The sequence below is a fragment of the uncultured Nitratireductor sp. genome, from assembly GCF_913053745.1.
Taxonomy (GTDB): Bacteria; Pseudomonadota; Alphaproteobacteria; order Rhizobiales; family Rhizobiaceae; genus Nitratireductor.
This window is the reverse complement of the sequence record NZ_CAJXGF010000027.1, coordinates 1-24,063: the sequence shown is the minus strand read 5'-3', so window position 1 is coordinate 24,063 and position 24,063 is coordinate 1. Positions and strand designations below refer to the sequence as shown.

24 protein-coding genes and 1 pseudogene are annotated in these 24,063 nt (G+C 59.5%); 16 read left to right on the top strand and 9 right to left on the bottom strand.

Going from position 1 to position 24,063, the window contains the following annotated elements; translation table 11 throughout:
• Window positions 1–12: 12 nt before the first annotated feature.
• From QZ638_RS06670 to QZ638_RS06650, 5 genes are all read right to left on the bottom strand, one after another.
• A complete protein-coding gene (locus QZ638_RS06670; protein WP_295808234.1) occupies window positions 13–756 on the bottom strand; it encodes a CpaD family pilus assembly lipoprotein in 744 nt (247 codons plus the stop codon).
• Window positions 757–770: 14 nt separating this feature from the next.
• The gene (locus QZ638_RS06665; RefSeq protein ID WP_295808252.1) at window positions 771–2,360 is read right to left on the bottom strand and encodes a type II and III secretion system protein family protein; all 1,590 of its coding nucleotides are present in this window, start codon (window positions 2,358–2,360) and stop codon (window positions 771–773) included.
• Window positions 2,360–3,175, bottom strand: a complete 816-nt coding sequence (gene cpaB / locus QZ638_RS06660) for a Flp pilus assembly protein CpaB (protein WP_295808232.1) — start codon at window positions 3,173–3,175, stop codon at window positions 2,360–2,362. Before cpaB ends, QZ638_RS06665 begins: the two co-directional genes overlap by 1 nt.
• Before the next feature lie 210 nt (window positions 3,176–3,385).
• Window positions 3,386–3,907, bottom strand: a complete 522-nt coding sequence (locus QZ638_RS06655) for a prepilin peptidase (protein WP_295808231.1) — start codon at window positions 3,905–3,907, stop codon at window positions 3,386–3,388.
• 155 nt (window positions 3,908–4,062) lie between these two features.
• Complete coding sequence (locus QZ638_RS06650; protein WP_295808230.1) at window positions 4,063–4,242, bottom strand: Flp family type IVb pilin; 180 nt, start codon at window positions 4,240–4,242, stop codon at window positions 4,063–4,065.
• 309 nt (window positions 4,243–4,551) lie between these two features.
• Between QZ638_RS06650 and QZ638_RS06645 the strand changes: the two genes are divergently transcribed.
• The 11 genes from QZ638_RS06645 to QZ638_RS06595 all read left to right on the top strand — a co-directional run bounded on the left by QZ638_RS06645 (window position 4,552) and on the right by QZ638_RS06595 (window position 15,652).
• The gene (locus QZ638_RS06645) at window positions 4,552–4,992 is read left to right on the top strand and encodes a pilus assembly protein N-terminal domain-containing protein (RefSeq protein WP_295808229.1); all 441 of its coding nucleotides are present in this window, start codon (window positions 4,552–4,554) and stop codon (window positions 4,990–4,992) included.
• A gap of 155 nt (window positions 4,993–5,147) precedes the next feature.
• A complete protein-coding gene (locus tag QZ638_RS06640) occupies window positions 5,148–5,696 on the top strand; it encodes a TadE/TadG family type IV pilus assembly protein (protein WP_295808227.1) in 549 nt (182 codons plus the stop codon).
• A complete protein-coding gene (locus tag QZ638_RS06635) occupies window positions 5,675–6,355 on the top strand; it encodes a TadE/TadG family type IV pilus assembly protein (RefSeq protein WP_295808226.1) in 681 nt (226 codons plus the stop codon). The genes QZ638_RS06640 and QZ638_RS06635 overlap by 22 nt, the downstream gene beginning before the upstream one ends.
• An 89-nt stretch (window positions 6,356–6,444) precedes the next feature.
• Window positions 6,445–7,677 (top strand): phosphopentomutase, encoded by a 1,233-nt coding sequence (locus QZ638_RS06630; protein ID WP_295808225.1) that lies wholly within the window; start codon window positions 6,445–6,447, stop codon window positions 7,675–7,677.
• Entirely contained in the window at window positions 7,670–8,563 is an 894-nt protein-coding gene (gene mutM / locus QZ638_RS06625) for a bifunctional DNA-formamidopyrimidine glycosylase/DNA-(apurinic or apyrimidinic site) lyase (protein WP_295808224.1), read from the top strand. The genes QZ638_RS06630 and mutM overlap by 8 nt, the downstream gene beginning before the upstream one ends.
• Window positions 8,564–8,594: 31 nt before the next feature.
• Entirely contained in the window at window positions 8,595–9,368 is a 774-nt protein-coding gene (locus QZ638_RS06620; RefSeq protein WP_295808223.1) for an enoyl-CoA hydratase, read from the top strand.
• 234 nt (window positions 9,369–9,602) lie between these two features.
• Window positions 9,603–9,869, top strand: coding sequence for a 30S ribosomal protein S20 (gene rpsT, locus QZ638_RS06615; RefSeq protein WP_295808221.1), 267 nt, complete (start codon window positions 9,603–9,605; stop codon window positions 9,867–9,869).
• Window positions 9,870–10,719: 850 nt separating this feature from the next.
• On the top strand, window positions 10,720–12,279 hold the full coding sequence (dnaA, locus tag QZ638_RS06610; protein ID WP_295808220.1) for a chromosomal replication initiator protein DnaA: 1,560 nt from the start codon (window positions 10,720–10,722) through the stop codon (window positions 12,277–12,279).
• Window positions 12,280–12,529: 250 nt separating this feature from the next.
• On the top strand, window positions 12,530–13,648 hold the full coding sequence (gene dnaN / locus QZ638_RS06605; RefSeq protein ID WP_295808219.1) for a DNA polymerase III subunit beta: 1,119 nt from the start codon (window positions 12,530–12,532) through the stop codon (window positions 13,646–13,648).
• Window positions 13,649–13,671: 23 nt separating this feature from the next.
• Window positions 13,672–14,841, top strand: a complete 1,170-nt coding sequence (gene recF, locus QZ638_RS06600) for a DNA replication/repair protein RecF (protein WP_295808218.1) — start codon at window positions 13,672–13,674, stop codon at window positions 14,839–14,841.
• Window positions 14,842–14,872: 31 nt separating this feature from the next.
• Window positions 14,873–15,652: a molybdopterin-synthase adenylyltransferase MoeB gene (locus QZ638_RS06595; RefSeq protein WP_295808217.1), complete on the top strand. Its 780-nt coding sequence runs from the start codon at window positions 14,873–14,875 to the stop codon at window positions 15,650–15,652.
• A gap of 8 nt (window positions 15,653–15,660) precedes the next feature.
• On the opposite strand, the gene QZ638_RS06590 is transcribed toward QZ638_RS06595, so the two are convergent.
• Complete coding sequence (locus tag QZ638_RS06590; protein WP_295808215.1) at window positions 15,661–16,662, bottom strand: D-glycerate dehydrogenase; 1,002 nt, start codon at window positions 16,660–16,662, stop codon at window positions 15,661–15,663.
• A gap of 305 nt (window positions 16,663–16,967) precedes the next feature.
• Here QZ638_RS06590 and QZ638_RS06585 point away from each other — a divergent pair, with 305 nt between their 5' ends.
• On the top strand, window positions 16,968–17,531 hold the full coding sequence (locus QZ638_RS06585) for an SH3 domain-containing protein (protein ID WP_295808213.1): 564 nt from the start codon (window positions 16,968–16,970) through the stop codon (window positions 17,529–17,531).
• Between the two features lie 13 nt (window positions 17,532–17,544).
• Here QZ638_RS06585 and irrA read toward each other — a convergent pair whose 3' ends face one another.
• A complete protein-coding gene (irrA, locus tag QZ638_RS06580) occupies window positions 17,545–17,967 on the bottom strand; it encodes an iron response transcriptional regulator IrrA (protein ID WP_366936210.1) in 423 nt (140 codons plus the stop codon).
• Between the two features lie 256 nt (window positions 17,968–18,223).
• Between irrA and fabA the strand changes: the two genes are divergently transcribed.
• Genes fabA through fabI form a run of 3 tightly spaced genes read left to right on the top strand, consistent with a single transcriptional unit; the run spans window position 18,224 to window position 20,835 of the window.
• On the top strand, window positions 18,224–18,736 hold the full coding sequence (fabA, locus tag QZ638_RS06575; RefSeq protein ID WP_295808210.1) for a 3-hydroxyacyl-[acyl-carrier-protein] dehydratase FabA: 513 nt from the start codon (window positions 18,224–18,226) through the stop codon (window positions 18,734–18,736).
• A 49-nt stretch (window positions 18,737–18,785) separates the two neighbouring features.
• A complete protein-coding gene (gene fabB / locus QZ638_RS06570; RefSeq protein WP_295808209.1) occupies window positions 18,786–20,006 on the top strand; it encodes a beta-ketoacyl-ACP synthase I in 1,221 nt (406 codons plus the stop codon).
• A gap of 10 nt (window positions 20,007–20,016) precedes the next feature.
• The gene (fabI, locus tag QZ638_RS06565) at window positions 20,017–20,835 is read left to right on the top strand and encodes an enoyl-ACP reductase FabI (RefSeq protein ID WP_295808208.1); all 819 of its coding nucleotides are present in this window, start codon (window positions 20,017–20,019) and stop codon (window positions 20,833–20,835) included.
• Between the two features lie 21 nt (window positions 20,836–20,856).
• Here the strand turns inward: fabI and QZ638_RS06560 are convergent, their stop codons facing one another.
• The gene (locus QZ638_RS06560) at window positions 20,857–21,873 is read right to left on the bottom strand and encodes a class I SAM-dependent methyltransferase (protein WP_295808207.1); all 1,017 of its coding nucleotides are present in this window, start codon (window positions 21,871–21,873) and stop codon (window positions 20,857–20,859) included.
• A gap of 74 nt (window positions 21,874–21,947) precedes the next feature.
• Window positions 21,948–23,570 (bottom strand): annotated as a pseudogene (pnp, locus tag QZ638_RS06555) (polyribonucleotide nucleotidyltransferase); the annotation flags it as partial.
• A gap of 105 nt (window positions 23,571–23,675) precedes the next feature.
• On the opposite strand from pnp, the gene QZ638_RS06550 reads away from it, so the two are divergent.
• Complete coding sequence (locus QZ638_RS06550) at window positions 23,676–23,921, top strand: hypothetical protein (RefSeq protein ID WP_295808204.1); 246 nt, start codon at window positions 23,676–23,678, stop codon at window positions 23,919–23,921.
• The last annotated feature ends 142 nt before the right edge of the window (window positions 23,922–24,063 follow it).

The following is a 24,063-nucleotide window of genomic DNA, read 5'->3' as shown; positions in this document are numbered from 1 at the left end:
CATGCCCCTCGCCTAGTAGCCGATCTCGCTGGCGGACCGGAATTCCTTGGAGACCTTGCCAGCCTCATAAATGCTTTCCGCACCGCGATACTTGTCGATCACACCCATCCGGTTTTCCGCATCGATCTCACCCTGCTTGCGCGGGCCGAGGAAATCGTTGGGATTGGCGACCTGGGCAGCGAGATTGCTCTGATAGGAGCAACCGAAATTCGCATAGAGTTTGTTGTCCGTGGTGTTGAGAATATCTTCCGGCCAGCGACCGCACGGACCGGTCGATGCCTTGATCACCGGATAGGAGACGCGGATCGGCGGCGCCGTGTCGGGTGCCAGCGCCTGATAGGAGACCACGGAAATATTCTCCGCCGGAACGCCCTGTTTCTGAAGCAGGCCCGTGATCTGGGAAGCGACATTTGAGGCGCCCAGCTCGTTTGCCGAGCCGGAGGGCACGAGCACGGACACCATGCCGCCGGAACGCCGATCATATCCGCTCATGAAACCGGCAAGCGTACCCATCTGGTCGCGTGTCATCTTTCGTGCGGAGACAGCGATCGGCAGATCGATTTCCTGCGCCTTTTCCGAAATGACGATCGGATGATTTGTTCGATAATCGTCCGGTATCGAACCGACAATCACCGAATCGCGCTTTGCGGCGCACCCCGCCAGAAGCGCTGCGGCGCAGACGATCAGTACCCTACCGCCAAGCCTGGCCCGCGAAGCGCCGCCTGTTCCGTTCTTCATCATGACCACCCCCGGCATGACCTTCCCCCAACTCATTTGTAGATGTAGCCGACAACGCCGTGGTAGCGGCCGTTGGGCAGGTTGGTTTTCATGGTTCCGTAGACACGGTTGACCCGCCCAAGGAACATTCCCGCGCCATCGCTGGCCGGCGTGAAATTGTCGTCAGGCTTCGAAAGCGCGGTGCGCGCCGTCGGTTTCGACAGGAACGGCGTGACGATGATCACCAGTTCCGTTTCGTTGCGGACAAAGTCGCGGCTGCGAAACAGGGCGCCGAGCACCGGAACCTTCGAGAGACCGGGAACGCCGTTGAAAGCCTGTCGCACGTCGTCCTGCACGAGGCCGGCGATCATCATCGAACCGCCGGACGGCAACTCGACCGTGGTGTCGGCCAGGCGCTTACGGATCGAAATCGCATTCATGCTAGACGCGTTGCGATAGCGCTGACCGCGCCCCATACCTGAAAAGAAGGTCTCCGATCCCTGCATGGTCGGCTCTGAGACCTGGGTGCGGATCTTCAGACTGATCCGGCCGGCAGAAAGAACCGTCGGGAGGAACTCGAGCCCGATGCCGTAATCGATCTTTTCGACTTCGTATTTCAATGCGTTGGTATCGGGATCGACCTCCTGAGAGGTGACAATGTTGAACTCACCGCCGACGCGAAACGTGGCTTTCTCTCCCGAAACCGCGGTCAGTGCAGGTTCGGCGAGCGTTTTCATGACGCCCGCCTGCTCCATCGCATTGATGTAGGCGTCGATCAGCGATCCGCCCACCGAAAACTGCGTGGGAGAAAGTGGCTTGCCAAGCCCGAAGGCGTTGTCCACCACGGCACCCCAGGAAATACCGTCGGCGCTGCCCGAGCCTATCATGTTCACGCCAAGCTGTTTCATGACGGAACGGCTGACTTCGGCGACCGTGACTTTCAGGGTCACCTGGTCCTCTCCAATGATTTGCAGCATGTTGACGATGCTGCTGACCTGGCGCTTCTGATCGGGGTTGTCGATCGCCACACCGCCACCATCGGTCGGCGCGGCCGCGCTCTGCGAGTATTGTCCGGTCGTCGCCTCACCGCCGGTCACGAAGATTTGCGCCAACTGTGCGGCGCGAGACGCGTCGAGCGGTGTCTCGACGGTTCCGGTAAGCACCACATTGTCGTTGATCAATTCGACTTCGATGTCGGAGTTCGGGATGAATCGCTGCAGGTAATCTTCAAGCCCGGCGACATCGCGCTCCACGGCCACGTCGAGACTGGCAATCTGCTCGCCATTGGGGCCGAACACGAAGATATTCGTTTCGCCGACCTGCTTTCCGAAAAGATAGATTCGCCGCGCTGTGCGCGTTACGGCATCGGCAACCGACGGATTCGCGACGAGTATGTCATAAGCGTCGCTGGGTAAATCCAGCACGAGCGATTTGTTGAGACCCAGCTTGAGACGCTGGCTGGTGCTGCTTCCGCCTCTCGCCTTGATAACATTCTGGTCCGCAAACGCGGCCCCTGCCGGCAAGGCCGCCTGAGCGGCCAACGCCGTGGCGCATCCCAATAGAATGCGTGCGGTCAATTTCATCTTGTTGCGCATACCCCGTCCCGACTTTTTCACGGCCCCCGCCTCATTCGCGCTTTTCATCATTTCCGGGTTCCCACCTCGGTGACTTCACCGGACTTGATCAAACGGACACTGTTGCCCCTCCCTCTGCCTGTCACGAGGTAGGATCCATCATTTGCCGCTGTTTCATTCGTGTCGGTGATCGCCCGTAACGACAGCGTCAGACGATCGGCCATCTGCTGTGCAACGGTGATGATTTCTGCCTGCTCCGGTGTGAGTTCGAGCGTCGCGGTCTCGCCCACCTTGACGCGGCGACCTTCCTCATCCTCCTGAATGGTCTGATCGATCGCCAGAACCTTGATGTTCTTGAGGATGGTCTCGGTGATGAACCCGTTTGCCGTGCCGCTGTCCTGCGACCGGCGCGTCATGATGACGTCGACATAATCATTGGGAAGGATGAAACCGCCTGCCGAGGTGTCCGCCGCGATCTGCGTGGCGACGGCGCGCTTGCCGGAGGGCAGTATAGCCGACATGAAGCTCATGCCCTCGCCGATCAGCTTGGAGCGTCTGAGTGGCTCGCCGGTGTAGAGCGCGACACGCGCAATGGAGCTGCGCAGCTCTTCCAGCGCTTCAGGGCTCTGGCTTCTGGTGATCATGTTGGCGTTGATGTTGTCCGTCGGCCAGGCCTGCCAGCTAACGGCGCTGCCGAGCTCGGTACCCATGGGCACGTCCTGGCCAATGACCAGGACATCGACCAGATCGATGGCCGGCTCCTCCGGTCCCGCGCTCGCTATCGGCTGCTGCGGAGCCGGCGCCGTCAGATTCTTGGCCACATAACCGGCGCCAAGGGCAGCCAGCACGGCCACTCCTAAGATGACGATCCGGGATTTGCTCATGACTCCGCCCCTCGTACTCGGACTTCCCTTGCGTGAAGCGGAGAATGGAGCGCCAATCGTCAAATTATGGTTAACGCGAAGCTTACAGAAATGATTAATTTAAAGTTGAGCGATTATTCGGCAGGTATCGACGAACGCAAACACCCCGATGAAACATCGCGGTGCGATAGAATTCATAGCTCGAAATGTCCGGAACCGCGCCCGAAGCGACTAAAGACCGGCCAAGCGAGTCAGCGCCCACTGCATGAGCGGTGTTTCCGGATAGGTCACAAGCCCGCCTATGCCGAGCGCGATGCCATAGGGGACGCCGGCCTTTCCATTGGCCAGATGCTGCAAAAGAGCGTTTCCGCCCGTGAAATGGGCCAGAGGTGAATTTCGGAAATAAACCAACGCGACTGTAAGAATACCACCGAAAACCGATGCCAGCACAAGGTACTGGATCAGCGCCACGCTCAGCCCGAACCAGACAGCTGTGGCGGCAAGCAATTTGGCGTCTCCGCCTCCCATGCCGCCAACCGCAAACAGGACGAAAGTCGCGGACAACACAAGCGCTCCGGCCGCCAGATGCAGCCCGATCTGTGCCCACTCCATACCAGCAAACGGTGCGAGAACCAGAAATGCCGCAAGCAGGATAAGCGAAACACGGTTGGCAATCGTCATCGACAGGATGTCGGAGATCGCCGCAAACACCATGCAGAATGGAAATATGACGAAAACAGCCGCTTCAAGCATTGGAATATGCCTCTATTTTCCCCTGGAGTGTGAGGGAACGGGCTTAAGACTTGGTGAAACGCCTTGCAGGAGCAGATTTCGAGTAACGCTCCAATATGGAAAAACCGTCTCTCGATTGAGAGACGGTTTTTCCGATCGGGCTAAGCCCTTGTGGATTAGCCGCCGTTGGCGGTCGTCAGATCACCACCGATCGTCGTGAAAGTAGCGCCGATCTGCGTGCCAATCGTGGTGGCACCCGCGATAATGCCGAGCGCGATCAGGGCAGCCAGAAGGCCATATTCGATGGCGGTGGCGCCGGACTCGTCTTTCAGGAAACGTGCAAACAGATTAGCCATTTTGTAAAACTCCTCTTCCGCGTTTTTGTCAGCAAGACCGTCAACGTTTTTGTCGTGTTGATCGGATGGCCTGACCATACGAGGGAGCTCTTTCAACCTACTTAAGAAACACCCTTACCAAAGTCTTGCCGGCCCAAAGCGCCAGCATTGGTTAACGGCGGCATAACACGCCTAAACGGGGCAGGGATTGCCGAAACACATTATATATACGCTGGATGAATACGCGATCTTCCTGAAGGGCAGCGCGTTTAACCCTTGGTTCACCAATGATGTTCATAGTCTCTTCAGCTTGACGTGGGGAGCAGGACGATGCGTGCCGTATTTTCTAGAACCGGGTTTGCTTTAAAGACAGCCTGCCTGCTTGCAGGATTGCTGATTTTACCGAGCGCCGTTTCGGCCAACGAGGCAGCCATTGAAGTGGTGATGAACCAGGCGAAGATCGTCAAGCTTGCACGGGAAGCCGACACCATCGTGATCGGCAATCCCGAGATTGCCGATGCCGCGGTGCAGGATGCGACGACCATCGTTCTCACCGGTAAGGGTTTCGGCGTGACCAATCTCGTCGTTCTGGATATCGACGGGCAGCCGATCGTCGATGAACAAGTGGTCGTCAGCCGGCAGGCCGCCAGTTCCGTACGCATTTACCGCCGTGCCAACGTGCAAACCCTTTCCTGCACGCCCTACTGCGAAAGCTCCTACAAGACCGATGCCGAGCGCACCTCGGAAGCGGAGATCAGCGCCGGGCAATAACGGGTCGGGCATCGGACTTCGCTGTGAAGCGGTCTGTCGACGCGCAGGGTTTTGAAAGCGTAAACAAACAAACCGCAATTTGAGCTGCCCCTAAAACCGGATTGCAACCGGAGCGGGCTATGGTGCCCTGACGAACGCACACTCAGGGGCTGGATATGGGCGACCAGACAAAACGCAGACGATGTCGCGCACCGATCGGGCGCCGCATGCTGCGCCGTTTCATCAAGAACGAGGAAGGTGTGGCGGCGATAGAGGTCGCCTTTCTCGGCCTGCCGTTCTTCTTTCTAATATTCGTGATTCTGGAGGCCTGCATTGGATTTGCGGCCCAGCAATTGGTGGCCAATGCCACAGATGATGTCGCGCGGCTGTTCCGCACAGGGCAAATCCGCAGCAGCGAGGTAAACGAAGCGAGGCTCCGCGAGTTGCTCTGTGAGAGAATGTCGATCCTCATGTCAGAGACCTGTCCCGGCCTTGAGGTCGATTTGCGGCAGTTCGATACGTTCGAGGACGCCGCAAAATCGAATCTCGGCTTCAACGAGGATGGAAGCATCGACACGAAAACCGAACTCGGCCTGGCTCTGACGAAAAACATGCTGCGTGTTTATTACCGCTGGCCGGTTGTGACGAACATGCTGGCGGATCGGCTCCCGGACGGCAAGCTTCTGCTCTTTTCGTCGAACACTTGGCAAAACGAACCGTTCTAGGTTCACAAAAGGTCGTGGGGAACCGGGCAATGAGTTTCAATCAAAAAGCGAAGCCTGTGCAGGCGGGCATCATGTCCGCACTAGGGGATTTCGCGCGCAACAAGCGCGGCGTGGCGGCCATCGAATTCGCCATTATCGCGCCGATCCTGTTCGCGATGTATTTTCTGACTCTCGAATTCGGTCAGGCGATCGACGTCAACAAGAAGGTCAACCGAGCGGCCAGCATGGCCGGCGACCTGGTCGCCCAGCAGCCGTCGATCACGGCCAGTGAGATCGATGCCATCATGAAAATCGGCGGCGCCATCATGAAACCTTATAAGCGCTCGAGCCCGACCGTGACCTTGACCGCTATCACGGTGACCGACGACACCACGCCCGAAGCCAGGGTGGTCTGGTCCCGTCAACTGAAAGACGGGACTGCGGCGCCCGGCCTTGCAAAAGACAGCACCACCACCTTACCGGCAGAGCTGATGATCGAAGGGGCTTTCTACATCAGAGCGACAACCGCGCTGGGCTACAAGCCCATCCTCACCTGGTCAAAGGACGGTGCGAAATCGGCCGGCGTGTCGGCTATGCTGAGCCTTGACAATCTGCAAATGAGCGAGCGCTACTTTTTGCGTCCGCGCATGAGCAGCACCATACCCTGCGACGATTGCTGAACCGACACAAACCAGCAACACCTGATCGATTGCAAAGACCATGCCGCCCTTCTATGTCTTTGGGAACGGGGCAGCGACGGTGAGCGGATATGGCGCGCGCATTCCTTTTCGTTCTGGATTCTTTCGGCATCGGGCACGCGCCCGATGCCGAACTCTTCGACAGCCTCGGCGCCAATACGTTTGGGCATATCGAAGTCGCTTGCGCCGAGGGCCGTGCGGACGATGCCGGCTTGCGCGCCGGACCACTCAAGCTCCCCAATATGAAGGCGCTTGGTTTAATGCATGCCGCAGCGATCGCTGCGGATCAGCCAATCCCTAGGGTCGGCTCGACGACTGGATTCTATGGCGCCGCATCTGAAGTTTCACGCGGTAAAGACACACCCTCGGGGCATTGGGAGATCGCCGGTGTGCCGGTAACGTTCGAATGGGGATACTTTCCCGAAACCGTGCCCACATTTCCCGCAACGTTAACCGACGCTATCATCCGTGAAGCGGATTTGCCGGGTATTTTGGGAGACTGTCACGCTTCGGGGACCGAAATCATCGCCCGGCTGGGCGCGGAGCATATCCATTCAGGCAAACCGATCTGCTACACATCCGCCGACTCGGTTTTTCAGATCGCGGCGCACGAAGACGTTTTTGGACTGGATCGCTTGTACGAACTGTGCGCGATTGTGCGTCGGCTTGTCGATCCGTTGAACATCGGGCGTGTCATAGCCCGCCCCTTCGTTGGAGACGACGCGGAAACCTTCGAGCGCACCGCCAACCGCCGGGATTTCGCTGTTCCACCGCCGGAGCCCACTCTTCTGGACCGTGTCGAAGATGCCGGAGGCCAGGTGATCGGGGTTGGCAAGATCGGCGACATTTTCGCGCATAAGGGGGTGAGCCAGGTGCATAAAGCAGCCGGCAATATGGCCCTGTTCGATGCCACGCTGACCGCCATGGAAAATGCTGGCGACGGCGATCTGGTTTTCACCAATTTCGTGGATTTCGACACGCTCTATGGTCATCGTCGCGACGTGGCGGGCTATGCGGCCGCGCTTGAGGCATTCGATGCCCGCCTGCCCGAGGTGACGCAGATGCTGCGCCCGGGCGACATGCTGATCCTGACGGCTGACCACGGCTGCGATCCAACATGGAAAGGCAATGACCACACACGCGAGCGCGTGCCCATTCTTGGCGTGGCACCCGGCTTGCCAGCGGGCCCGGTGGGCCTGCGCGACAGTTTTGCCGATATTGGCGAGACCGTGGCCGCACATCTCGACCTGGCGCCCGGGCGTCATGGTCGATCCTTCATGAGCGAGCTTTCCAGACATGCCTGAATTGCCTGAGGTCGAAACCGTCCGCCGAGGTCTGCAGCCGATTATGGAAGGGGCGCACATCGTTTCCGTCGAGTTGCGGCGTCCGGATCTGCGTTTTCCGTTTCCCAAGGGCTTTGCCGAACGGCTCAAGGGTCAGGAGATTATCGCGCTGGGACGGCGCGCGAAGTATCTGCTTATTCATCTCGAAACCGCCGACGTGGTGCTGTGTCATCTCGGTATGTCCGGCTCGTTTCGTGTCGATCGGGAAGACGATGAGCAAGAAACGCCGGGCACGTTCCATCATCCGCGCTCCAAGGCGGAAAAGCACGATCATGCCGTGTTTCATCTGACGGCGGGCGACGGTCGCAGCCTGCGCGTGATCTACAACGATCCGCGCCGGTTCGGTTTCATGCTGCTTCATGACGAGGGACGGCTCGACAGCCACCCCTTGCTCGCCAGCCTCGGAACGGAGCCGACCGGAAATGCGCTCGACGGTGCACTGCTGTCCAACTGCCTGCGCGACAAACGCACTCCGCTGAAGGCTGCGCTTCTGGATCAACGGTTGATTGCCGGGCTTGGCAATATCTATGTCTGCGAGGCGCTATGGCGCGCGCGACTTTCGCCGAAACGCAGCGCCGAATCCATAGTGGCAAAACGCGCAACCTCCGATCGATGCGAACGGCTTGCAATCGCCATTCGCGCGGTCATCGCAGAGGCGATCACAGCCGGCGGCTCATCACTGCGAGACTACGTGAAAACGGATGGGACGCTTGGATATTTCCAGCATGCGTTCAACGTCTACAGCCGCGAGGGACAAGAATGCGCCCGTGACGATTGCGACGGCACCGTGCGCCGGATCGCACAGGGTGGCCGGTCAACCTTTTACTGCCCGAACTGTCAGCGCTAGCAATTCACGAATATGGAGAGGACGGCAAACTATGGCCTATGAAACGATCTTGGTGGAGACGCGGGAACGCGTTGGCCTGATAACTCTGAACCGCCCGAAGGCACTGAACGCGTTGAACTCGAAGGTCCTTGAGGAAGTCGTTGCCGCACTCGAAGCGTTCGACACAAATCCTCGGGTGGGCGCCATCGTCCTCACCGGATCCGAAAAAGCCTTCGCCGCCGGAGCCGACATCAAGGAAATGGCATCCAAAACCTATGTCGACGCCTATATGGAAGACCTGTTCGCTGGCTGGGATGGGCTGACCCGCGTGCGCAAGCCCATCGTCGCCGCTGTGGCCGGCTATGCACTCGGCGGCGGCTGTGAACTGGCCATGATGTGCGATTTCATCATCGCCGCGGATAACGCGAAATTCGGTCAGCCGGAAATAACGCTCGGTGTGATGCCCGGCATGGGCGGCTCGCAGCGGCTGACCCGCTTCGTCGGCAAATCCAAAGCCATGGACATGTGTCTGACGGGCCGTTTCATGGACGCCGAAGAAGCCGAGCGCACGGGACTGGTGTCGCGTGTCGTTCCGCCCGGAGAATTGATCGAAGAGGCGTTGAAAGTCGCCGAAACCATCGCCGGCTTTTCGCTGCCGGCGGTGATGATGACCAAAGAGGCGGTGAACAGATCCTACGAAACCACCCTTGCCGAAGGGCTGCGTTTCGAGCGGCGGGTATTTCATGCCATGTTCGCACTCGACGATCAAAAGGAAGGGATGTCGGCATTCACGGAAAAACGATCCGCCAACTTCAAAAACCGCTGAATTGAACTCTGGGTTTCCGGCTTTCTGCAACGAGGATTGCCGGATCTCGCTGCTTGCGGGTGGAAACACGAGACGGTGCCTTTAAGTGGGCCGCTTTGACGCCAATAGGCGTTGACCTTGCTCGAAAGCTCCACTATAAGCCGCCTCGACTGTGGTGGCCCTGCGGCTGCCCTTTTTGTTTTGCGCTCGCGAGAGTTTCATCGCGGCAGGATTTGTAGAGACAAGAGAGGAAACATGGCCAACACGACTTCGGCCAAGAAGGCGGTGCGCAAGATTGCTCGCCGTACTGCGGTTAACAAGAACCGTCGCTCGCGTGTGCGCAGCTTCGTTCGCAAGGTCGAAGAAGCACTGGCCTCCGGCGACAAGGCAGCGGCCGAGACGGCGCTGAAGGCGGCACAGCCCGAGCTGATGCGCGCCGCCGGCAAAGGCGTTCTTCATCAGAACACGGCTTCGCGGAAAGTTTCCCGCTTGGCACAGCGTGTGAAGGCGCTCGGCGCTTAATCCCGACTGCTGACTTTCAGGATCAACCCGGCGAGCATGCCGGGTTTTTCTTTGCCATCAAAAAGACCGGCTCTGGACAACTTCGCATTGTCCGGGACGGTCTTTTTTGTTTGCCGCCGTAAGTGTTTGAGAATCGTATTATTTTCGTCACATAACCATCTCGTCAAAATGGTCGACGTTCGGAATTTTCTTTGTTTTTCAAACAATTATAGAAGTTTATCCACAGGTTGCCCATGTCACGCTTGCCACCTGTTACAAGCGGAAATGTCAAGTATTTTTTTAAGATTTTTTTTCGCCCCGCACTTTGCATGCGATCATTCGGAAAAGGCTTTTGAATCCAAAAGGCTTATCCATTCGCATCCCGGGCGATGCCGATTTTAACGCCAGGCACAAGACCAGATTCGAGAAAAAAGCGGCAGACCCGCCCTTGCCCTTTCCACAAGGATTTCGGTAGTGTCAAACCATCGAGAGGGCAGCCAAAGCCCGATGACTTAAGCCCAAATCGGCATTCATTGCGACGCGGTTTGTTATCCGCGCGGGGTCTTTGTGCGCTCTCGAAACGGCCCCGTTGGCTCGTTTGTCGGGGTTCCGTTTCAGGCGCATCCGCGCCGGGGGAAAACGAGCGCGAGCGTTACCGGATCGATCAAAACAACCGGTGACTGCGACAATGAAATTGAACTGCGGCGAGATTGAACTGCGGCTCACGAACTGTAGTGAGGAAAGGAGGATCCAGGGCCAGAAGTCAGGCTGGCCAGCAATCGTCATAAAAACACGGACCGGGCAGAGACAAACGATCTCAAAACTGACTCGGCCGTGAAAAACACCACTCAAAGCAACAGGGACACGAGGAATGCAAAGCGGCGCCGAAAGGGAAGTGACTGGGGAGGTTTCTTTTCAAGAGCAGATGTCTCAGCAGGAAGGCAAGGAGACGGCGAACGCAGACAAGCAGGAAGGCAAGGCGGGGCCATCAGAGACAGTTTTCGAGCGCGTTAAGACGCAACTTCGCGCACGGCTGGGAAGCGAAGTTTATTCCAGCTGGTTTGGCCGAATGAAGCTGATGGAAGCCTCGAAAGGCTGCGTACGGATTTCCGTGCCAACGGCTTTCCTTCGTTCATGGATCAACGGTCACTATCTGGACCTCATCACCGAATTGTGGAAGCAGGAAGCACCCGACACACTCAAAGTCGAGATCGTGGTGCGCACAGCGACGCGCAATGTCCGCGTCAATCAGGAAAGCAAGCCCGCTGCCCGCAAAGTAGCAGCGAAGCCGCAGACCGCGCTCGCCACGGGCACGCTTGGCGGAAGCGCGGGGCTGCGCGCCAACGGTGTCAAAGTTCCCGAAGCGGAGGGGCGCTCCAACATTCTGGGATCGCCGCTGGACAGCCGCTATACATTCGATTCGCTTATCGAAGGCGCGTCCAACCGCGTCGCATGCGCTGCGGCGCGCACCGTTGCGGAGTCGGACTCCAATGCGATCCGTTTCAATCCGCTTTTTCTCCACGCATCGGTCGGCCTCGGCAAAACGCATATGCTGCAGGCCATAGCGGCGGAATCGCTGCGTCGCAAACCACAGGCCCGCGTCGTCTACTTGACGGCGGAATACTTCATGTGGCGTTTCGCAACTGCGATACGCGACAACAACGCGCTGACCCTCAAAGAGCAATTGCGCGACATCGACCTTCTCATCATCGACGACATGCAGTTCCTGCAGGGCAAGTCGATACAGAACGAGTTCTGCCATTTGCTGAACATGCTGCTCGACAGCGCACGCCAGGTGGTGGTAGCCGCGGACCGTCCGCTGTCGGAGCTGGAATCGCTTGAACCCCGCGTGAAATCACGGCTCAATGGCGGCGTTTCTCTAGAGATCGGTTCACCGGACTTTGCTATGCGCCTGTCCATTCTGAAGCAGCGTCTGGCGAGTGCCCAGGCGGAAGACGCCTCACTGGACATACCGGAAGAGATTCTGGTCCATGTGGCGCGCTCCGTCACCGGCAGCGGACGCGAACTGGAAGGTGCTTTCAACCAGCTTCTGTTCCGTCACTCCTTTGAGCCGCAGATCACAATCGACCGGATCGATGAGATTCTCGGACATGTCTGCCGAGCGGGCGAACCCAAGCGTGTTCGCATCGAGGATATTCAGCGCCTCGTCGCTCGCCACTACAATGTATCCAAGACGGAACTTTTGTCGAACCGACGCACGCGCACCATCGTCAAGCCGCGACAGGTGGCCATGTATCTGTCAAAGGTCATGACACCGCGCTCTCTTCCCGAAATCGGGCGCCGCTTCGGTGGGCGCGATCACACGACGGTCCTGCACGCGGTGCGTAAGATCGAGGGCCTGACTGACGGGGACAAGCAGCTAGCGCAGGAAATCGAGCTCCTCAAGCGTTTGATCAGCGATCAAGCCTGAAGGATCTGACATCACGGCGACGGTCGAGCGACCGTCGCCGTTCCTTCTTGTATGCCTTTGGGCATCCCTCCGGCTGCCACTCTGCCGTTTTCCCCAGAAAGCGGGGCGAACAGAGACGTAACGCCATGACAGGCTTGCGTTTCTTGTCGGTTTCCTGTCATTTTGGCGCAAATCGAAGCCTGTTCATGGCTGTCCTGGACATGCGTCATGTTCGCAGGGCTATTCTTCATTTAAGTGAGATTGATCGGTCATGCGTGTTATTCTCGAACGCTCCACCCTCCTGAAGTCCCTGAATCACGTTCATCGTGTGGTGGAACGCCGCAACACCATACCGATCCTTTCCAACGTGCTTCTAAGCGCGGACGGGGCAAGCCTGCAATTGAAAGCGACCGACCTCGATCTCGAAGTGACCGAAGCGGCTGGCGCAACGATAGAGCAGGCGGGCGCCACGACCGTGCCCGCGCACCTGCTCTACGACATTGTGCGCAAGCTTCCAGATGGTGCCGAAGTCATGCTGAAGACGGATGAGGACGGCAATGCCATGTCCGTCATGGCCGGCCGCTCCAGTTTCCGCCTTCAGTGTTTGCCGCAGACTGATTTCCCCGAGCTTTCCGCCGGCAATTTCTCGCACATTTTCCGGCTCGACTCAGCGGACTTGAAGGCTCTAATCGAGAAGACTCAGTTCGCCATCTCCACTGAGGAAACGCGCTACTATCTGAACGGTATCTTTCTGCACACGATCGAAGCCGATGGCGGGCTGAAGTTGCGCTCCGTGGCGACGGACGGCCATCGCCTGGCGCGCGCCGAAATGGAGGCACCTGCGGGTTCCGAGGGCATGCCTGGCATCATCATCCCGCGCAAGACAGTCGGCGAACTGCAGAAACTGGTGGATGCACCGGACGTGGCTGTCACTGTCGAGCTTTCGGACACGAAGATCCGCTTCACCATCGGCAGCGTCATCCTGACTTCGAAACTGATCGACGGCACCTTTCCAGATTATCAGCGCGTCATACCGACCGGCAACGACAAGAAACTGGTCATCGACCGTCAGACCTTTGCCTCGGCCGTCGACCGTGTGTCGACAATTTCTTCGGAACGTGGCCGGGCCGTAAAGCTCAGCATCGCTGAAGGACAAGTGACGCTAACGGTGAACAACCCGGATTCAGGATCCGCGACTGAAGAACTGGCCGCCGATTACGGTTCGGATCCGATCGAGATCGGCTTCAACGCTCGCTATCTTCTGGACGTGGCTGCGCAGCTCTCGGGCAATGAAGCGCGCTTCCTGCTGGCGGATGCCGGCTCGCCAACGCTCGTGCAGGACGAAGGCGACGAAAGCACGCTGTACGTTCTCATGCCGATGCGCGTCTAGAGCGCACTGGCGTTGGCCCTCCCTTGGTGGAACAAGCATCCGGCGAACAGACCCCAGCCCAGGTTCACGTCACCAGGCTGAGCCTGACCGACTTTCGAAATTATCATGCCCTGGGGCTGGATCTGGCACCCGGTGCGGTGGTTTTGACCGGCGAGAATGGCGCCGGCAAAACAAACCTGCTTGAGGCGATTTCCTTCCTCTCTCCCGGCCGCGGATTACGGCGCGCCAGATTCGACGACGTCGCGCGCGAAGGTGTGGAGACGGGCTTCGCCATCCACACGAAGCTTGCGGGCCCGTTCGGCGAATGCCAGATCGGCACGGGTACAGCTGGCCTGCAGCCCGCCGCGGAGACAGGAGGACGCCGTCTGCGGATCAATGGGGAGACGGCGCGAACTGCGGATGCCATGCTCGAATGGGTGCGCGTTCTGTGGCTGACCCCGGCCATGGACGCCTTGTTCACAGGACCGGGTGGCGACCGCCGTCGCTTCCTCGACCGTCTCGTTTTAGCCATCGACCCCGCGCATGGACGTCGCGCCCTCGACTATGAGAAGGCGATGCGTGCGCGCAATCGGCTGCTTGCGGAAGACTCGCGTGATGGCGGCTGGTTCGATGCCATCGAGACACAGATGGCCGAAACCGGCGTGGCGATCTCAGCGGCGCGCGCCGAGATGGTTCGTCTGCTTGCAGCAATGAATGAGCGTTTACCGGCCGGCGGTCCCTTCCCCACCGCCGAAATCGCACTCGAAGGCACCATCGACGCGGAAATCGGCCACCATGCCGCAGTGGATGTGGAAGAGACGTTCCGCCGGCTCCTGTATGATCACCGGCCGCGCGACCGCGCCGCCGGGCGCACACTGGAAGGCCCGCACCGCAGCGAGCTTCAGGTACGCCATGCGCCCAAGAACATGCCCGCCGCACGCTGCTCTACTGGGGAACAAAAGGCTTTGCTGGTGGGGTTGATCCTCGCCCATGCACGCCTCACCGGCGAGCTTTCGGGCAGCGCGCCCATCCTGCTTCTGGACGAGATTTCCGCCCATTTCGACCCCGACCGGCGGGCAGCGTTGTTCTCGATCCTCGAAGAGCTGAATTGCCAGGCCTTCATGACGGGCACTGAAGCGAGCCTCTTCTCCGCGCTCGATGGCCGTGCGCAGTTTCTTTCGGTGTCCGCCGGCGCAATCCAAGACCGACGCTGACATAAGCTTCTTGCCGGATTAAGGTCGCCGAATGATCCAGAAAGCAACCTCCCCATCCGCGCTCTCCGCCAGCGAGCTGGAACGCTACGCCCGCCATATCGTGCTGCCGGAAATCGGCGGTGCGGGACAGCAGAAACTAAAGAAGGCGCGCGTTCTGGTGATCGGCGCAGGCGGGCTCGGCGCACCGGTTCTGAGCTATCTCGCCGCCGCCGGCATTGGAACATTGGGCGTGATCGACGATGACACGGTTTCGCTGTCCAATCTGCAAAGGCAGGTCATCCACGACACCGCAAATGTCGGCGTTACGAAAGTGGAGAGCGCCAAAGCGAGCATCGCCCGCATCAATCCGCACGTGTCGGTTGAAACGCATTCCGAACGTCTCGATCTGGAGAACGCGGCGGAAATCATCACCGCCTACGATGTGGTTGTGGATGGATCGGACAATTTCGCCACACGCTATCTTCTGGCCGACACCTGCGCGGCTGTGGAACGCCCGCTCGTGACGGCAGCTGTCGGTCGTTTCGACGGATCGCTAACCGTACTCAAGCCTTTCGAGCGCGACGCAGACGGCAAGCTCTTGCCCGGCTATCGCGACCTCTTTCCGGAGCCGCCACCGGCGGGGCTGGTGCCCAGTTGCGCCGAAGCGGGGATTGTCGGGGCGCTAACAGGAGTGATGGGAACACTGGAAGCGATGGAAGTCATCAAACTTGTCACCGGAATCGGTGAACCGCTTATCGGCCGCCTGCTCCTTTACGACGCACTGGCCGCGCGCTTCGAGACAGTGAAATACAGGCGGGCGGCAGCGACATAGAAGCCTGCTCAGACGTTCCGGGGCAACACTCTGTCCGGCGGGCGATGGCCATCGTATAGAGTGCGGATATTTATAATCACCTTCTCCCCCATGTCGACGCGGCCCTCGATTGTGGCCGAGCCCATATGCGGCAGGATGACAATCTTGTTCTTCTGCGCGAGTTTCAGGAGTTTGGGATTGACCGACGGTTCATGCTCGAACACATCGAGCCCGGCACCGGCCAGCTTTCCCTCTTCGATCAGGCGGATCAGCGCATCCTCGTCCACCACGTCGCCGCGTGCCGTGTTCACCACATAGGCACGCGGCTGCATCAGCTCGAGCCGCCGTGCGGACAGGAGATGGAACGTTGCGGGCGTGGAGGGGCAATTGACGGAGATTATGTCCATGCGGGCGAGCATCTGGTCGAGGCTGTCCCAATAGGTCGCCTCCAGTTCGTCCTCGATGGCCGGTGCCACGCGTTGACGGTTGTGGTAATGGATCGACAGGCCGAAAGCCTTGGCCCGGCGCGCTACCGCGGTACCCACGCGTCCCATGCCGACAATGCCGAGACGTTTGCCCCAGATGCGGTGCCCCAGCATCCATGTGGGCGACCATCCGCCCCATTTTTCGCCGCTGCGCAGGAGCTCCGCACCCTCCGTCAAGCGACGCGGCACCGCGAGCATGAGCGCCATGGTCATGTCGGCGGTGTCTTCGTTGAGCACATTGGGTGTGTTGGTAACGGTAATGCCTTTTTTGGCTGCTGCGGCAACATCGATATTGTCGACGCCGTTGCCGAAATTGGCGATCAGCTTCAATCGCTCGCCTGCCTGGGCGATGAGGGCGGCATCGATACGGTCGGTGATTGTGGGAACAAGAACGTCGGCTTCCTTGACCGCGGCCACCAGTTCGGGCTGCGACATGCGCTTGTCGTCGAGATTGAGACGTGCGTCGAACAGCTCGCGCATGCGCGTTTCGACCTGATCCGGCAGCTTGCGGGTGATGACGACGAGAGGCTTCTTCCTGACGGTCATATGGTCTCCAAAATAACGCCCTGTTGATACCTCTTTAACCAAGATAAACGACACTGCAATGCCGAGCAGGGCTGCCTTCTCTCTATCAAGCAGGGGGCGCCAAGACAAAGAAAAAGGGTGGAAGCGCTCGTTCCGCCGGAACAAGGGTTACCGGAGTTTGTGATGCCGGCCAGCGGAATGAATTTGACGTTCGGAACCCGCTCGATGTCGAATGCCAAAATCGCAAATTCCCATAGAATCATGATGTTGCTAGTGACTTTCTGTGTCCAACATTTGCGCTCGCGGCCGATACAGATGGAATACAAATGTTGAGAAAAACCATTAGCGTGCCGTTCCGTTTATTGTTCGCCGCGCTCACGGTCGCGTTGCTGTCGGCAACTCCCGTTTCAAGTCAAGCGCAGACGAACACCGAACAGAATGTGAAAGTCGGTCCGAGCGGTCTCCCGCTGCCGCGTTTCGTCAGCCTGAAGTCGAGCCGTGTCAACATGCGCATAGGGCCAGGTCTGAGCTACGCGGTGAACTGGATGTACCTGAAATCCGGCCTGCCCATGGAGATCATTCAGGAATACGACAATTGGCGCCGGGTGCGTGACGCCGACGGCGCGGAAGGCTGGATCAACCAGGCGCTGCTCTCGGGACGCCGCACCGGCATTGCTGCCCCCTGGTTCAAGGGTAAGGAAGCCGACATCGACCTGCGGTCTGACCCCCGCGAGGACGCCCGCCTGCTGGCTCGCATCGAGCCAGGTGCAATCGGATCGATCAAGGTCTGCAATGGCGACTGGTGCGAGATGGAATTCGCCGGCCATTCAGGTTGGGTGAACCAGTCGCTTATCTGGGGTGCCTATCCCGGCGAGACGGTGAAGGACTGAGAAACAAGTCGCGTCAGTGTCGCTTGCGCCGCAGCCGTACAACGATATCGACATTGGCGATCTCTGTCCCGTCCGGCGGCTCCGGCAGGTTGCGAACCTCAACGCCGCGCGAGGGAATGTCGAAAACCGTTTCGTCTTCCTCGTAGAAAAAATGGTGGTGGTCCGACACATTGGTATCGAAATAGGTGCGCGCGCCTTCCACCTGGACAATGCGCAGCATGCCCGCTTCGGTGAACTGGTGCAACGTATTGTAGACGGTGGCAAGCGAAACCGAGAACCCTGCATTCTGAGCTTCTTCGTGCAGCGCTTCGGCGGAAACATGACGATCGCCGGCTGCAAAGAGAAGATCGGCGAGCGCGATGCGCTGACGCGTCGGGCGCAAGCCCGCGTCTCTCAAGCGCTCCTCAAGCGTGATGTTCTGCGCTTCATTCGAAATCGACAATGAACCCGTCCGTCCTTCCTGTTGCCCGAACCTTCGGCCAATGCTGAGGTTCTAGCTGCAGCAATTCCCTCCTGACATATATTCGCTCCATTCAAAGCGATCAATAGCGGCAGTTTTCCGGGGGCAGCCGCCCGGGGCATCGCAAATTCCCAAAACGGCGGTTTCCAGCAAGAAACAAGCTGTGATAGGGAGTTCGGACAATGAAAAGAACGGTCTCGGCACGACCGGACCACCGACGGGATGGCTATTGATGGCGCAAACGAAAAACAGCTACGATTACGAAGACCTTTTGGCTTGCGGACGGGGTGAACTTTTCGGCCCCGGCAATGCGCAACTCCCCGCCCCGCCCATGCTAATGTTCGACCGTATTACCGACATCCAGGAAGAAGGCGGCGAGTTCGGAAAGGGCTATATTCGCGCCGAACTCGACATCAAACCCGACCTTTGGTTCTTTCCCTGTCATTTCATCGGCAATCCCGTCATGCCGGGTTGTCTCGGCCTGGACGCGATGTGGCAAATGACGGGTTTCTATCTCGGTTGGCTCGGCTTGCCCGGCAAGGGCATGGCGCTCTCCACCGGTGAAGTCAAGTTTAAGGGCATGGTGACGCCGGAGGTCAAGAAGGTCGAGTACGGCGTCGATTTCAAGCGTGTCATGAAGGGCCGTCTCGTGCTCGGCATCGCCGACGGCTGGCTGAAGGCCGACGGCGAGCCCATCTATAAGGCAACCGACCTGCGCGTCGGTCTGGCCAAGCAGGAAGACTGATTTTCAATTCATCACTGGCGGCCACGCGGTGTGGCCCAAGGAGAGCATCATGAGACGCGTCGTCGTTACCGGTCTCGGCATCGTTTCCTCGATCGGCAACAATGCCGATGAGGTCACCGCCTCGTTGCGTGAAGCGAAATCCGGCATTACCTTCTCGCAGGATTTCGCCGATCACGGCTTCCGCTGCCAGGTCTGGGGAGCACCGACACTCGACCCGGCCGAACTGGTCGACCGCCGTGCGATGCGCTTCCTTTCCAAGGGCGGCGCATGGAATCACGTCGCCATGGAGCAAGCCATCGCCGACGCCGGCCTCGAACAGGGCGATATCACCAACGAACGCACCGGTATCATCATGGGCTCGGGCGGCCCCTCCACCCGCACCATCGTGGAAGCCGCGCAGACGACCATCGACAAGGGTTCGCCCAAGCGCATCGGACCGTTTGCCGTGCCAAAGGCCATGTCATCCACAGCATCGGCAACGCTCGCGACCTGGTTCAAGATCCACGGCGTGAATTACTCGATCTCGTCGGCCTGCTCGACTTCGGCGCACTGCATCGGGAATGCGGCGGAGATGATCCAGTGGGGCAAGCAAGACATGATGTTCGCCGGCGGCCACGAAGACCTCGACTGGACCATGTCGAACCTTTTCGACGCCATGGGCGCCATGTCGTCGAAGCACAACGACACGCCCGCCACGGCTTCGCGCGCCTACGATGTGACGCGTGACGGTTTCGTCATCGCCGGCGGCGCTGGCGTCCTGGTTTTAGAAGAGTTGGAGCACGCCAAGGCGCGCGGCGCGAAAATCTACGCCGAGCTTACCGGCTACGGCGCGACCTCGGATGGCTACGACATGGTCGCGCTTTCGGGCGAAGGCGCGGTACGCTGCATGCGCCAGGCACTATCCACGGTGGACGGCAAGGTCGATTATATCAACACGCATGGCACAGCGACGCCGGTGGGCGATTCCGGCGAGATGGGCGCCGTGCGCGAAGTGTTTGGTAACGACATTCCGCACATTGCTTCGACCAAGTCCCTGACCGGCCATTCGCTTGGCGGCGCTGGGGCGCAGGAATCGATCTACTCGATCCTGATGATGCAGGAAGGCTTCATCGGAGAGAGCGCGCACATTACCGAACTGGATCCGGAATTCGACGGCATGCCGATTGTGCGCCAGCGCATCGACAATGCCAAGATAGACACGGTCCTGTCGAATTCTTTCGGCTTCGGCGGTACCAACGCCACGCTTGTTTTCCAGCGTTACGCAGGGTGAAATACGAACCATGGACGGTTTGATGAAAGGTAAGCGCGGCCTCATCATGGGGGTCGCCAACGATCACTCGATTGCATGGGGCATCGCCAAAAAGCTTGCCGAGCACGGTGCGGAACTGGCTTTCACCTATCAGGGCGAGGCCTTCGGGCGCCGCGTGAAACCGCTGGCCGAGAAGGCAGGTTCCAAGCTTCTGTTCCCGTGCGACGTGGAAGACAGCGCCTCCATAAACGGCGTGTTCGACGGCCTGAAAGAAGAGTGGGGTTCTCTGGACTTCATCGTGCATGCGATCGGCTTTTCCGACCGCAGCGAACTGAAGGGCCTCTACGCCAACACCACGCGCGACAACTTTGTCCGAACCATGATCATATCCTGCTACTCCTTTACGGAAATCGCCCGTAAAGCAGCGGAAATGATGGACAATGGCGGGCAGATGCTGACGCTGACCTATGCCGGCTCTACCCGCGTCATGCCCAATTACAATGTTATGGGCGTAGCCAAGGCCGGTCTTGAGGCCAGCGTGCGCTATCTGGCGAGCGACTATGGTCCGCGCAACATTCGCGTCAATGCGATTTCAGCGGGACCTGTACGCACACTGGCCGGCGCCGGCATCTCCGATGCGCGCTACATGTTCTCCTACCAGCAGCGCAATGCACCGCTCAGACGCACCGTGGTAATCGACGAGATTGGCGGTTCGGCGCTCTATCTGCTTTCGGACCTCTCGTCGGGCGTGACCGGCGAGATCCACTATGTGGATTCCGGCTACAACACCGTTTCCATGCCCACCATGGAAGAATTGAAGCGGCTGAGCGCGGCCACTGGCGACGACTGACGCCTCGCTCAACCGGGCGTCCTATTTGCGTGCCCACAATACCTTGAACACCGTATCGCGGCGCAGCTCACCCTGTGCCGCGAAATGTTTTTCCAGACTTTCCTCGTAGGCAAGCTGTCTGTTGGCAACGAGGAAAAGCCTACCGCGCGGCTTGAGCGCCTTCGCGGCCGCTGCAATCATCCCGTGCCCCATATCGGGCTCTGCAGCCCGGCCGCGATGAAACGGCGGGTTCATCAGGATGACGTCATAGCGCTCGTTCACCGGCTCACCCAGAAGATCCTGCCAAAAGAAACGTGCCGACATCCGCGGCGCTCTGGCAGCCATGTTGCACCGGGCAGCTTCCAGCGAGGCGTGATGGGCCTCATAAAGATCAAGGCTCTTCACATCCGGCGCGCGCGCGACCGCCGCAACGGAAAGATAACCCCAGCCAGCAGCGAAATCGGCGATTGCTCCTGACAGATCAGCCGGCAGACAATCGACGAGCATGGCCGAGCCCGGATCTACGCCATCATCGGAGAATCCACCCGCGGCGGTGATGTAGCCGTCCGCCGCACTTTTCCCCACATTCAGTGCGGTCAGAGCCGTCTCGACCGCATCCGGGCGGCGCAGCCAGAAGACGACGCCGTGATGCTTGGAAGCATGGTCCTCCAGCTCGAGAAGAGCCCCCATGCGCTTGCGCACACTGCCGCCGCCGTCCTTTTTGGCGCAAGCCGCCACAATTCTGGCACCGGGTCGGGTGCGCTTCAAAGCCTCCGCCAGACGTTGCTCGTTCTCGCGCCGGTGTCGGCCAAGCAGGAGCAGCGCAAGGTCATATTTTTCCCCTACCGGTTCAGGAGTGACGGAAAAGCCACCTCGCTGGAGAGCCAGATAATCGGGCCGATAGCCCTGCACGGCGGCCATATCTCCAGCAAAATCGGGGGGAAGACGAAACGTTCCCGGTGCGCCAAGAAAAAGCACACGATCCTCCGCGCCCGGCGGATCGATCAGCCCGCGCTCGAACGGAAACAAAAGGGTGGCAAGAGGTGTATCGTTCTTCATCTTAAATTCCGGATGTGAAAACGGGCGCGGCCATGAAGGCGCGCGCCCGCTCGTCGTTCAGAAGGGAAGCAAGTTCAGCCTTCGGCGTCCTCGGCCTCTTCCTTCTTCTTCTCACGGACAATTTCCTTGCCGGTCTCCTGGTCAACGACCTTCATGGAGAGGCGGACCTTGCCGCGCTCGTCGAAGCCCATCAGTTTCACGAACACCTTATCGCCTTCCTTGACGACATCGGTGGTCTTGCCGACACGCTCCTGCGCAAGCTGCGAGATGTGTACCAGACCGTCACGCGGGCCGAAGAAGTTCACGAAAGCTCCGAAGTCGGCGGTCTTGACGACCGTGCCTTCGTAGATCTCGCCCACTTCCGGCTCTGCAGTGATGGAGTGGATCCACTTCTTCGCGGCCTCGATCTCCTTGGCATTGGAAGAAGCGATCTTCACCGTACCGTCGTCCTCGATGTTGATCTTGGCGCCGGTCTTCTCGACGATCTCGCGGATCACCTTGCCGCCGGAACCGATCACGTCGCGGATCTTGTCGGTCGGGATCTGCATGACCTCGATGCGCGGAGCGAATTCGCCCAGCTCCCCGCGGCTCTCGGAAAGGGCCTTGGCCATCTCGCCGAGAATGTGCAGACGGCCGTCCTTGGCCTGGTCGAGGGCGATCTGCATGATCTCCTCGGTGATACCATCGATCTTGATGTCCATCTGCAAGGAAGTGATGCCTTCATCCGTGCCGGCGACCTTGAAGTCCATGTCGCCCAAGTGATCTTCGTCACCCAGGATGTCGGAGAGAACGGCGAAGCGCTCGTCTTCCTTGATCAGGCCCATGGCGATTCCGGCAACCGGTTTTGCCAGCGGTACACCGGCATCCATCAGCGCCAGCGAGGTGCCGCAGACGGTCGCCATGGAAGACGAGCCGTTGGATTCGGTGATCTCGGAAACGACACGCAGCGTGTAGGGGAACTGATCCGCTTCCGGCAGCATCGGGTGAATAGCGCGCCATGCGAGCTTGCCATGACCGATCTCGCGACGGCCGGGCGAACCCATGCGGCCCGTCTCGCCCACGGAATAGGGCGGGAAGTTGTAGTGCAGAAGGAAAGACTCCTTGTAGGTGCCGGTGAGCGAGTCGATGAACTGCTCGTCTTCGCCGGTGCCCAGCGTGGCCACCACGAGGGCCTGCGTCTCACCACGGGTGAAGAGCGCCGAACCGTGCGTGCGCGGCAGAAGACCGGCCTCGGCGACGATCGGGCGAACCGTCTTCAGATCGCGTCCGTCGATGCGGCCGCCGGTATCGAGGATGTTCCACCGAACGATCTTGCCCTGCAGGCTCTTGAAAACGGTGTTGACCTGTTCGGCCGACCACTTGGTCTCTTCCTCACCTTCCGGCAGGAGCGTTTCTTTCACCTTGGCCTTGGCAGCGTCGACGGCGTCGTAACGCTGCTGCTTGTCGGTGATCTTATAGGCTTCGCGCAGTTCGTTCTCGACGGTCTTCAGCATCTCGCCTTCGAGCTCGGAGAGATCCGGCGGTGTGAAATCGCGGGGCTCCTTGGCGGCGACTTCAGCGAGTTTGATGACCGCGTCGATGACCGGCTGGAAGTTTTTGTGGCCGAACATGACAGCGCCGAGCATGACGTCCTCGGGAAGCTGCTGTGCTTCCGATTCCACCATCAAGACGGCATCGCCCGTACCGGCAACGACGAGCTGGTCGCGGCCCTGTCCGCCGGGCGGCCGGTTGCCGGCGCCTGAGCGCTTGTATTGGCCGGCCGGTCGAGGTGTAATCAAGTCTCGAACGCCATGGAAAAGCGCTTGCTGCAAATCCTCCGCTGTCCCGTTACGCAAAAGGGCCTGACCCTCGCGCGCCGGGACCTTCTCGGCAAGGTGAATGCCGCGATCGAGGCGGGCACGCTCAGGAACCGCGACGGGAACGTTCTCGCCGGTTCGATGGACGCGGCCCTCGTCACTGACGACGGCAAGGTCCTGTACCCGATCATGGACGGCATCCCGGTGCTGCTCGAAGACGAGTCCGTCAATCTCGAGCAGCTAGGCGGCTAATAAGGCATTGAAACTCCAGAGCAAGCAGCTTCCCGCCCACCTGAAGAAAAACCTGGCGCCCTGCTACCTCGTCTCCGGCGATGAACACCTGCTGGTCGATGAGGCGCTGGATGCGATCCGGGCCGCGGCCCGCGCGCGCGGG